The sequence below is a fragment of the Mycobacterium sp. genome (genome assembly GCF_032161845.1).
GTDB lineage: Bacteria > Actinomycetota > Actinomycetes > Mycobacteriales > Mycobacteriaceae > Mycobacterium.
The window spans coordinates 1-10,509 of the sequence record NZ_JAVRQA010000098.1 but is presented as its reverse complement, the minus strand read 5'-3'; the positions used below and the strand labels follow the sequence as shown (position 1 = coordinate 10,509).

Here is a 10,509-nt window from a genome sequence, read left to right as displayed (position 1 = left end):
CGAACGATCGCTCGATGAGTCCGGCTGCGGCAGCCTGGTATTCGGTGACCGCCGCGACGACCCGATCCGAACTCATACCCGAACACTAGTTCGAACCACCGACAAGAAATCCGCGCTTGTGACACCTGAAACAGAAGGGGCACAAGGGTTTACGCGCTGTGCACAACTCATGCACCTGTGGAAGGATTCTGCACGACGTCGCTCTTTCTGGTAGAGGACAACGGCAGCGGATGGCAGGCTTCTCACCATGAGCGATCCGTTCGGCCAACCGTGTCCGTGCGGAAACGGCGCCGCATACGAGGCGTGTTGTGGTCCGCTGCACCACGGTGAGCGCCAAGCCGTGACGGCCGAAGAGCTGATGCGGTCCAGATATGCCGCCTACGCCACGGGTGAGGCCGACTATCTGTTCCGCACCTGGCATCCGCGAACACGGCCCGCCGACGTGACCATCGACGCCGCCATCACCTGGCGCGCACTTGAGGTCACGGACACCGTGGCTGGCTGCCTCGAAGACGACCATGGAGAAGTGGAGTTCACGGCCCGCTACGAAGACGGTGGTGGTCAGGGGTCGATGCGCGAGCGCAGCCGCTTTGAACGTCGTGCCGGACGGTGGTTCTACCTCACCGGCGTCGTCCACTAGTACCTCTGGGACGGCAGCGACGGCGCCGACGGCTAGCCCCCGGATACCGCTACGTACGCGGCACGCCGCAAACGGAGTAGACGAACTTCGCCGGGACGTCGAAGGCGAAGGTTCGCTCGGGTACCTGCGTCAGCACCTCGGCGGACAGCGGCGTCTTGTAGTGCAGTTTCACCGAGCCGGAGAACCCCGGGTCGACGACGGAGATGTCGGGCACTTTGAGCAGGAGCCCAGATTCGTCGAGCGTGGCCTGAACCATTGTTCCGCCGGGAGCATTCCACTCATGGTCGACGGATCGGCCCGCCTTCTTGGGGACCGACGACAGCGTGCCGAGTACCCGCTGATTGGTGAGCGCCAACGCGCCGACGTAACTGCTGAGGTTCCCCTTGGCGACCTTGCCGGGGATCTTGCCGGAGAAGCGGAACGTGACCGGTACGAACTCGGCCAGATGGAGGATGCCCTCGGCCTCGGACTGCGCGCGCATGTCGTCGGGCAGCTTGCCGATGCCGAGCGCTCGACGCAGAAGGACGGCCATAGTCGAAGAATATCGACTATGGCCGCCCCTCGGTCACTTTTACGTTTGTGCCGGAAGCACGTTCTCGCCGGTCTTGTCGGTGGACAGGCACAGCGAGCAGATGTAGCCCTCGTCGCTGGCCGACTTGATCATGTCGGGCCGCTCGTAGTCATGGTGGCAGACATGGCATTTGAGGTGAGCGTCCGACGGGTTGCCGTACTCGTCGAGCATCGGGAGTTCGATGCCGTCATCGGTGCGGCGAAGGTAGTACTTGCCCTTGGTCGCGATCGCGATGATGGGCGGAAGCACCAGCGCCAGGCCGATGGCGACCAGCGGTGAGTACGGCCGGATGGCTTCGCCGAGACCGCCGAAGAATGCGATCACCGACAGTCCGGCGGCGATCAGCATCGAGCCGAAGCCAACCGGGTTGAAGTTGTAGAGCATGCCGCGACGGAACTCGGGCTGCATCGGCGACAGCTTCAGGAGGTACTTGTTGAAGACGATGTCGGACGCGACCACCACGACCCACGCCATACCGCAGTTGGCGTAGAAGCCAAGGATCGTGTTCAGGAAGTCGAACATGTTGGCTTCCATCAGGACCAGCGCGATCAGCAGGTTGAAGCCGAGGAACACCAGACGACCGGGGTAGGTCTTGGTGACGCGGGTGAACGAGTTGGTCCACGCCAGCGAGCCGGAGTAGGCGTTCGTCACGTTGATCTTGACCTGGCTGATGACGACGAGCACGACGGCGAGTGTCATGGCGAGCCACGGCGGCAGGAAGTTCTGGTAGATCTCCAGGAACTGGTGCACCGGCTGGTTGGCGACGCCTGCGCTGTCGGCGACGTTGGCGATCAGGTACACCGCGAGGAACAGGCCGACGATCTGCTTGATGGCACCGAAGATGACCCAGCCGGGGCCGGCCAGGAACATCCAGGTCCACCAGCTGCGCTTGTTCTCGGGAGTCTTCGGGGGCATGAAGCGCAGGTAGTCGTTCTGCTCGGCGATCTGCGCGATGAGCGAAAGACACACGCCGGCGGCCAGCAGGGTGGAGCCGAGGTCGAAGCCCTTGACGCCGTTCTCACCCTGGTAGGCGAAGAACTGACCGACCGACTCCGGATGGCTGACTACCAGGTAGCCGAAGGGCGCCACCATCAGGACGAGCCACAGCGGCGTCGTCCACACCTGCAGCGTCGAGAGCACCTTCATGCCGTAGATCACCAGCGGGAAGATGATGAGCGTCGAGGCCGCGTAGCCGACCCACAGGGGGATGCCGAGCCCGAGTTTCAGGCCCTGGGCCATGATCGAACCCTCGAGGGCGAAGAAGATGAAGGTGAACGTCGCGAAGATGACGTTCGTGACCACCGACCCGTAGTAGCCGAAGCCGCTGCCGCGGGTGACCAGGTCGAGGTCGATGTTGTAGCGCGCCGAGTAGTAGGCAACCGGGAACCCGGTCAGCATGACCACCACGGCGAAGATCAAGATGCCCCAGAGCGCATTCGTGGTGCCGTAGGCGATGCCGATGTTGGCCCCGATGGCAAAGTCGGCAAGGTAGGCGATGCCGCCGAGCGCCGAGATGCCAACCACCCGCGTCGACCACTTGCGATAGCTCCGCGGAGCGAAGCGAAGCGTGTAGTCCTCCAAGGTCTCCTTGGTGGCGGTCATCGTGTCGAGGTCGGCCTCCGCTATCCCAGTACTATCTGGGGCGTCGGGCTCCTTGCTGAGCTCTTGAGTCATGGTTAGCAAAGCTAAATCCGCGTTGTTTCGGGATTGTGACGGCTGTGTTCCCACCGAAAGCGAAATGGCCCGCACTGCCGTCAAGAGTCGGGTTGGTGACGGCAGCGCGGGCGCTACTGACATAGTCGTTACAGCTGTGCAGGGTGTTACAGGTGGTACACGTGGAGTCGTGACGAGACGTCGTGGGTTGACCGCTCTGGCGCTGTTGGCCGCAGCCGTCTACGCAACCATGTGGTGCGGCTGGGCACTGGGCTGGAGCTGGGTGGTCGGGCCCGATGCGTCGACGCTGGCGGTGGGCAGGCGGATCGGTGTCGAGCACCACGCCTGGGTGACGTTCTGGAACGCGTGGTGCACGGTGTTCTCACCGGTGACAATTCGCCTCGCGACCATGGGTTTCATCGTCTACGCACTCGTCAAGCGCCGGGTCAGAGTCGCGGTGTTCCTCTTCGTCAGCGTCGAATTGTCTGCCGTACTCACCGAGGTGGCGAAGCAATTGGCCGACCGGCCCCGCCCGGAGACCGCCATGGTTGACGCGTTGTCGACGTCGTTTCCGTCAGGACATGCCCTCGGCACGATGGTCGCCGTGCTGGCCCTCGCGGTGGTGTTCCTCCCGCGCATCCGACGCGGTCTGCGACCGTGGGTCGCGGCAGCGGGCGTCGTCATCGTCCTGACGGTCGGCGCTGGCCGGGTCGCCCTCAACGTCCACCACCTGTCCGACGTCGTCGCGGGCTGGGCTCTCGGCTACCTGTACTTCGCCTGCTGTCTCGTCATTCTGCGAGGCGCGAGCGTCAGGGCAACGGACGAAACACCGGCAACGCCCGATATCGAACGCTGAAGGTCGCTTCGTCGAGTTCGTCGGCGAGCTCGCCGTCATGGGCGAGAAGCGTCGGGCCGTCGACCGCGGTGAAGCTGAACTCGGGGACCCGGAGCTCGTGATACAGCGGGCTGCGCACCAGCCGTCCGAGCGCGAGCGAGGTCAGGATGCGCAGGGTGCTGAACCGTTTCTCGGTCTCCAGGATGCGGACGTCCATTAGACCGTCGTCCATCCGCACCCGCCGCGCCGGAGCGAATCCGGTCGGCAGGTACGAGGAATTGCCGAGGAAGAACAGGGACGTCTGAAGCGTCTTGTTGTCGTAGTGGATCCGCACGGGCTCGCCGCGCCGCAGCGTGTGAAACATGGCGTAGACCCCGGCGAGCGGCTTGCCGATCTTGTGCTCCAGCTTCTCCCGCTTCTGGACGAAGGTGGGATACGCGCCGATGCTGGCCGTGTTGATGACGGTGCCGGTCTCGTTGAGGCGAAGCACGTCGACGCAGGCGACGCTGCCCTCGCGGATCGCGTCAACCGTCTTGGCCACGGTCTCGCAACCGATGTCCTTGGCGAAGTGGTTGAACGTGCCGCCAGGGAACACGGCCAGCGGACGATCGGCGGCCAGCGCCACCCCTGCCGCGCACGCCACCGTTCCGTCGCCGCCGCCGACGGCGAGTACCTCGGCACGTTCGGCCGCCGACCGCAGAACCTCCTCGACGTCGTCGTCCTTCTCCAGCTCGACGATCTCCATGCGTGGCAGAGCGGCCCGCGCCTCCTCGACGACCCTCGCGCCGGTGCCACTGCCCGAGGCAGGATTGATGACGAGTACGACGCCAGCACCGTCGGGTCGCCGGAGTGTTTCCACGCGCAGCGGATCGGCGGCCAGTATGCGCGCCTCCACGATCGGCGGCACGATCCGGCCACCGACAACGGCGACGGCAGCGCCGAGGCCGAATCCCGCCAGCACGTCACCGGGGTAGTGCGCACCGGTCGCGACGCGGGAGATGCCGACCATGCCGGCCAACAGGGCCAGGCCGAGGCCGACGGGCGCGTTCTCCAACCCCACGCCGACGGCGAATGCCGCGGCGCTCGCAGAGTGGCCCGACGGTAGCGAGTTGGAGGTCGGCATCCGGCGCGAGCGTCGCAGCACCGGGACCGCCGCCCATTCCGGACGTGGACGCTTCCACACGCGCTTGGCCACCTGGTTCGCCACCAGGCTGGTCACGGCCAGCGATGCCACGCCGCGCCCCGCGCCGCGCTGTACCGACGGCTGTTTGGTGGCCATCAACGCTGCGGCGATGACGAACCACAGCTTCGAATGGTCGGCGGCCGCGGTGAGCCGGGGCATGAACCCGTCAAGCAGCGGGCTTGGGGATTCGGCGATCGCCTCGAAGACCTCGCGGTCCAGGGTGCCGAGGCCCGCGCCGATCTGCCGGATGCCGCGTCGCCTTCGCAGGAGCTCCATGGCATCCAACCTAGCCGGATCGCGAAAGAGCTTTGCGCACAACTCATCTCTTGACATCTGGATCGTTGCTAAACCTTTACTTGACCTCAAGGACGCGGTGTGTTGACGTTGAAGCCGTGCGCCGACTGCTGATCTCGCTGTGCGCGGTCGCTGCGGGCGTGGTGCTGGCGCCGGTGGCACGCGCTGATCTGGTGCCGTGGTTCGCGCCGAGTGTCGGCAACGCGACTCAGGTCGTTTCCGTTGTGGGCGTTGGCGGTTCGGACGCAAAGGTCGATGTGTACGAGCGCACGGCCGCGGGCTGGCAGGCCGTCGCCGCGGGGATTCCCGCCCACGTGGGCGCGGCGGGGATGGCTCCGGAGACGCACGACGGGCAGATGCTCACGCCCATGGGTGTCTTCAGTCTCGACTTCGCGTTCGGGACGGCACCCAATCCCGGAGGGGGGTTGGAGTACGTCCAGGTCGGGCCGGATCACTGGTGGGACGGCGACATGAAGAGCGCGACCTACAACACGATGCAGGTCTGCAAGAAGGCGCAGTGCCCGTTCGACACCAATCCCAGCAGCGGAACCGAGAACCTTCAGATCCCGCAGTACGCGCACGCCGTGGTGATGGGCGTCAACAAGCAACGCGTCCCTGGCAACGGCGGCGCGTTCTTCCTGCACACCACCGACGGCGGCCCAACGGCCGGGTGTGTCGCGATCGACGACAAGACCCTGGTGAGCATCATGAAGTGGCTACGACCAGGCGCCTTGATCGCCGTGTCGAAGTAGTCAGACCTTAATTGCCCGACCGGCTTTCACCTTGAAGTCGATGGCCTTGGTCGACAGCGACGCGTCATACGTGCGGTCGTAACCGGTGACGCTGATCTTCCAGCCGTCCGCGGTTCGCCGGTAGCGGTCGTGATAGAAGCCCGCGCCGATCAACATGAAGTCGAACTTCGGGACGATGACCTTGTCCTGCAGATACCAGGTGGCGGTGGCTTCGTCACCGTCCACGTCGATCTCGGGGTGCGTCACCCGGTGATCGGTGATGACGTCGGCGGTCATCGAGGTGCGCATGAACTCGACGAGCGTCGCACGGTCGGTGAAGTGGTGCTCCTCGCCGAGGGACTCGCCGTAGTCGCCGATCACGTCCTCGGTGAGGGTGTCGGCGAACTCGTCCCAGTGCTTGGTGTCGAGAGCGCGCAGATACCGGTACTTGACTCGCTGAATGTCTTCGATGTCACCCATGTCGTCATTGCAACACAGGGACGCCTGCGCCGTCGCGCCTTGGTCGTGAGTTCGGTTGACGACGGCGTCAAATCTCCGGTCCGTCGTGGCTCCTGGCGGCGCTGCTTGGCTGGTTCCCGCCGTTCATCCTGGTGACAGCGTCCATCGGCCGGGTGCAGGCCGCCGTCGGTATGTTGCTGTGGGGAGCCTATGAATCCAAAACCTAGCTGGCAGAACGCTGTTCGCCAATGTCTCCGCGGAGTGTCTGGCACGGCTGCGCGGTGGGACGGGTTATCGTTGTCGACGTTATGAGCGACCCGTTGGGGTTGTCGATCGGGACGACCAACCTGGTCGCCGCCCGTGTTGGCAATCAACCAGTCACCCGGCGATCCGTGCTGCCACTTTCCGGGCAGGTACTGGGCGGCTTCGTCGAACGGGTCGGGGATCCGGTGCCGTTGATCGCCGACGACGGCACGTCGTACCGCGCCGACGTCCTGATGGTCGAGGCACTCGATGCCATGGTGGTCGAAGCCGGCGGCGACGTCTCGTCCCAGATCGCCGTCGCCGTACCCGCGCACTGGAAGGGCAGCACGCTGCGGTCGCTTCGCGACGCCATGCGGAGCAAGCCGAGCCTTGCCCCGAACGGCGTTCCGGTCCGATTGGTGTCCGACGCCGTCGCCGCCCTGACCGCGCTGGGGGCCAATCCCGGTCTTCCCGTGCGCGGCGTGGTGGCGCTGCTCGACTTCGGCGGTGGCGGCACCAGCATCACGCTTGCCGACGCCGCAGCGTCGTTCGAGCCGATCGAGACCACGCGGCTAACGGAGTTCTCCGGTGACCAGATCGACCAGTCGTTGCTGGCGCACGTGCTCGACGGGATCGCCGGTGAGGCCGATCCGGCGGGTACCGCAGCGGTCGGATCGCTGACCCGGCTGCGCGACGAGTGCAGGCTGGCCAAGGAGCAATTGTCGGAGTCGCCGACGGCGGACATCCGCGTCGAGCTACCCGGCCATCAGACGACGGTTCGCGTCACCCGAGACGAACTCGATGCGCTGATGGAGGCGCCGCTCGGCGCTGTGTTGTCCGAGCTCGATGAATCGTTGCTGCGCAATCGAATTGCTGCTGCCGATATTTCCGCGGTCGTCGCCGTGGGCGGTGGCGCGAACATTCCGCTGGTCACCCGACGGCTCACCGAAGGCAATCAGAACTCCTTCGTCACCACGCCCCATCCGGCGCTCGACGCCGCCGTTGGCGCCGCACTCTTCGCGGCGTACGGCGCCGACGCCGACGCCCAGACCGGCGTCGCACCCACGCCGCTGATCGGCGGTGCCGGAGTCGGAGCGGGGGCCGCACCGGACTCGTCGACGTTCCGTGCGCTGGCCTGGTCCCAGGATGATGAGACCGTCGGAGACCCGACCCCGTACACCGGCGAGGATCCCTACGCCGACCCGTATGCGGATTCCGGGACCACGCGCGTCGTGGCGCAGTACCACCCGAGTCACGACGACAAGCCGCGGTCGTGGCAACGCTTGCCGCAGTTGATCTTTGGTGTGGCGGCTGTCGTCGCACTGGTAGCGGTCGGCGGCGTCGCGATCGCACTGACCAGCGCGACCGACGAGACGCGACCGGCCCCGACCAAGGTGCCGGTGACGGCCACCTCGCCGCCCGCGCCGCCACCCACCAGCATCGAACCGCCGCCGCCACCACCGACGACCGAAGCGCCGCCCCAGAACGTCGTCACCGTGACCAGCGAGCCGCCGCCCCCGCCGCCGTCGACGGAAACCGTCACCGTGGAGCGGCCGGTCACCACCACGATGACGACGACCCAACCGACCACGACGACGCCCACCACCACTACGACGACGACCACGACGACCACCACCACGACGACTACGACGACGTCGAGCACGCCGACCATGACGACGAGCTACATCACCGTCCCGTTCGTGCCAGTGCCGATCCCGATCCAGGTCCCAGCGACCCCAACGCCGACGTATGCGCCGTACCAACCGCCGATGTACCAGCAGCCACAGTTCCCGTACTGAATCTTCGGCGCCCGAAGGAACGTCACAGTCACGATCCAGCGTCTCCCCGGAAAAACGGTTCACGATCTGTGAATGATCGAGAAGAGATCGCAGGCGAATGGCCTGCGCATGAAGGTGCTCGGACTGGCTGGTGTGGCTGCTTTCGTCGCGTTGGGAGCGCTGAGCCTCGCCAACGGACACGCAAATCCCAGCGGAGTGGTGCTGGCAGGTTCTGGTGATGCGCCTACCAATACGACCTACGTGCAGCCCACTGACAACGCCATGACCATGGGCGCGACGGCCACCTTGACGACCCCGTCCTCAATCGAGGCGACCGCCAAGGCCGTTCCGAAGAGCGGTGGCTGAGATGTGGACGTTGGCCAGCGGCACGGTCCTGGCGGTATCGGCCGCCTCCGCGCTGGTGTTGTTCGGTGCCGGTGTGGCGCAGGCCGGTTCGGCGCCCGACGTGGTCGGACAGAAGTACGGCGACGCCGAATCGGCGATCAGTGGCGCCGGCCTGACGCCCGTCATCTCGACGATCGTCGGCGATCGGAAGTCCCGGTCGGATTGCCTGGTGGTCAACACCGTGCCGCGCACCGTCCCGCCACCCGAGAACAGCGCAGGATCGGCGACGAACCAACTCCTCGTCTCGCTGGACTGTGACGACGGTGTGGCGTCCGCGAAGACGCCAGGGTTCTCGGCTGCGAGCCCCGAGGGCAAGGCTGCGGCTGCGGCCGACGCCGCCGCAGCGAAGACGGCAACCCCGTCGAGCTGATCAGTTCAGCTGTGCTCGGCCAGGTTTCGCGGATGATGACAGGCGGCGACGTGGGCGTCTTCGAGCTCCTCTAGCTCGGGATCGTCCACATTGCACACCTGCGTCGCCCAAGGGCAGCGGGTGTGGAAGTGACATCCCGACGGCGGATCGATGGGGCTTGGCACATCGCCCTCGAGGACCAGCCGCTCGCGCGCGGAGTTCAGCTTGGGATCGGGAATCGGCACCGCGGAGAGCAACGCATGCGAGTAGGGGTGCAGTGGATGATCGTAAAGCTGGGCAGCGGGCGCCATTTCGACGATTCGGCCGAGGTACATGACGGCCACGCGGTCCGACACGTGCCTGACCACGCCGAGGTCGTGTGCCACGAAGAGGTATGAAAGACCAAGCTCTTCTTGAAGATCCTTGAGGAGGTTGACGATCTGTGCCTGCACGGAGACGTCCAGCGCAGAGACGGGCTCGTCGGCGATGATGAGCTTCGGACGTAGTGCGAGAGCCCTTGCGATGCCGATGCGTTGGCGTTGACCGCCGGAGAACTCGTGCGGATAGCGGCTGGCATGTTCGGGGCTGAGACCGACGCGGTCGAGCAGCTCCTGCACCCGCCGGTCGGCGTCACGGCCGCGTGCCAGGCCGTGCAACTCCATCGGTTCACCGATGATCTGGCCGACCCGCTTGCGGGGGTTCAGCGATGCATACGGATCCTGGAAGATCATCTGCATCTGTCGACGTACCGGGCGCAGGCTGCGCCGTGACCGCCCCACGAGTTCCTCGCCGCAGAAGCGGACGGAACCCGACGTGGGAGCCGTCAGCTGCAGGATGGCTCGGCTCAGAGTGGACTTACCGCAGCCGGATTCACCGACGAGTCCCAGCGTTTCGCCTTCGCCGATGGTGAGGCTGACGCCGTCGACGGCCTTCACGCTGCCGACCTCCCGGTCGACGACGATCCCCGACTTGATGGGGAAGTGTTTGACGAGGTCGGTTACCTCGAGTAGTGGCTCGCTCATGTCGTCACCGGCTTGCGTAGCCCAATCCGGCCGTCCACGTCGCGGAGCCGCCGCTTGTCGGCGGGATCGAGCCAGCAGCGATCACCGTCCAGCGGAGGTGGCTCTGAGCACTTCTCGAACTCGTGGGGGCAACGAGCGGCGAAACGACACCCGGTCGGCGGATGCAGCAGTGACGGAGGCGATCCCGCGATCTGGGCCAATCGCACGGGACGCGCTTCGTCGAGTCGGGCGAGAGAACCAAGGAGACCCCAGGTGTAGGGATGCTGGGGATCGTAGAAGAGGTTCTCGAGTGTTGCGTCCTCGACGATCTGCCCTGCGTACATGACGGCGACCCGGTCGGCGATCT

General features: G+C 65.8%; 12 protein-coding genes. 6 read left to right on the top strand and 6 right to left on the bottom strand.

Going from position 1 to position 10,509, the window contains the following annotated elements; genetic code table 11:
• Window positions 1-247 precede the first annotated feature (247 nt).
• Complete coding sequence (locus QOD90_RS05975) at window positions 248-640, top strand: YchJ family metal-binding protein (protein ID WP_526347634.1); 393 nt, start codon at window positions 248-250, stop codon at window positions 638-640.
• Window positions 641-689: 49 nt separating this feature from the next.
• Here the strand turns inward: QOD90_RS05975 and QOD90_RS05970 are convergent, their stop codons facing one another.
• A complete protein-coding gene (locus tag QOD90_RS05970) occupies window positions 690-1,172 on the bottom strand; it encodes a hypothetical protein (protein WP_526347632.1) in 483 nt (160 codons plus the stop codon).
• Between the two features lie 39 nt (window positions 1,173-1,211).
• Entirely contained in the window at window positions 1,212-2,813 is a 1,602-nt protein-coding gene (locus QOD90_RS05965) for a purine-cytosine permease family protein (protein WP_526347638.1), read from the bottom strand.
• Between the two features lie 241 nt (window positions 2,814-3,054).
• Here QOD90_RS05965 and QOD90_RS05960 point away from each other — a divergent pair, with 241 nt between their 5' ends.
• Window positions 3,055-3,720, top strand: a complete 666-nt coding sequence (locus QOD90_RS05960; RefSeq protein ID WP_526347630.1) for a phosphatase PAP2 family protein — start codon at window positions 3,055-3,057, stop codon at window positions 3,718-3,720.
• Here the strand turns inward: QOD90_RS05960 and QOD90_RS05955 are convergent.
• Complete coding sequence (locus QOD90_RS05955) at window positions 3,674-5,158, bottom strand: bifunctional phosphatase PAP2/diacylglycerol kinase family protein (RefSeq protein WP_526347628.1); 1,485 nt, start codon at window positions 5,156-5,158, stop codon at window positions 3,674-3,676. The two genes, QOD90_RS05960 and QOD90_RS05955, sit on opposite strands and share 47 nt — an antisense overlap.
• Before the next feature lie 116 nt (window positions 5,159-5,274).
• Between QOD90_RS05955 and QOD90_RS05950 the strand changes: the two genes are divergently transcribed.
• The gene (locus QOD90_RS05950; RefSeq protein WP_526347626.1) at window positions 5,275-5,928 is read left to right on the top strand and encodes a L,D-transpeptidase family protein; all 654 of its coding nucleotides are present in this window, start codon (window positions 5,275-5,277) and stop codon (window positions 5,926-5,928) included.
• Here the strand turns inward: QOD90_RS05950 and QOD90_RS05945 are convergent, their stop codons facing one another.
• A complete protein-coding gene (locus QOD90_RS05945; RefSeq protein WP_526347624.1) occupies window positions 5,929-6,387 on the bottom strand; it encodes a nuclear transport factor 2 family protein in 459 nt (152 codons plus the stop codon).
• Window positions 6,388-6,674: 287 nt separating this feature from the next.
• On the opposite strand from QOD90_RS05945, the gene QOD90_RS05940 reads away from it, so the two are divergent.
• From QOD90_RS05940 to QOD90_RS05930, 3 genes are all read left to right on the top strand, one after another.
• Window positions 6,675-8,408: an Hsp70 family protein gene (locus QOD90_RS05940; RefSeq protein ID WP_526347622.1), complete on the top strand. Its 1,734-nt coding sequence runs from the start codon at window positions 6,675-6,677 to the stop codon at window positions 8,406-8,408.
• A 72-nt stretch (window positions 8,409-8,480) separates the two neighbouring features.
• Entirely contained in the window at window positions 8,481-8,753 is a 273-nt protein-coding gene (locus QOD90_RS05935; RefSeq protein WP_526347620.1) for a hypothetical protein, read from the top strand.
• A 1-nt stretch (window position 8,754) separates the two neighbouring features.
• The gene (locus QOD90_RS05930; protein WP_526347636.1) at window positions 8,755-9,162 is read left to right on the top strand and encodes a hypothetical protein; all 408 of its coding nucleotides are present in this window, start codon (window positions 8,755-8,757) and stop codon (window positions 9,160-9,162) included.
• A gap of 5 nt (window positions 9,163-9,167) precedes the next feature.
• Here QOD90_RS05930 and QOD90_RS05925 read toward each other — a convergent pair whose 3' ends face one another.
• Window positions 9,168-10,163 (bottom strand): ABC transporter ATP-binding protein, encoded by a 996-nt coding sequence (locus QOD90_RS05925; protein WP_526347618.1) that lies wholly within the window; start codon window positions 10,161-10,163, stop codon window positions 9,168-9,170.
• The coding region (locus tag QOD90_RS05920) for an oligopeptide/dipeptide ABC transporter ATP-binding protein (RefSeq protein WP_526347616.1) at window positions 10,160-10,509 on the bottom strand (350 nt) is incomplete at its 5' end. The genes QOD90_RS05920 and QOD90_RS05925, both read right to left, overlap by 4 nt.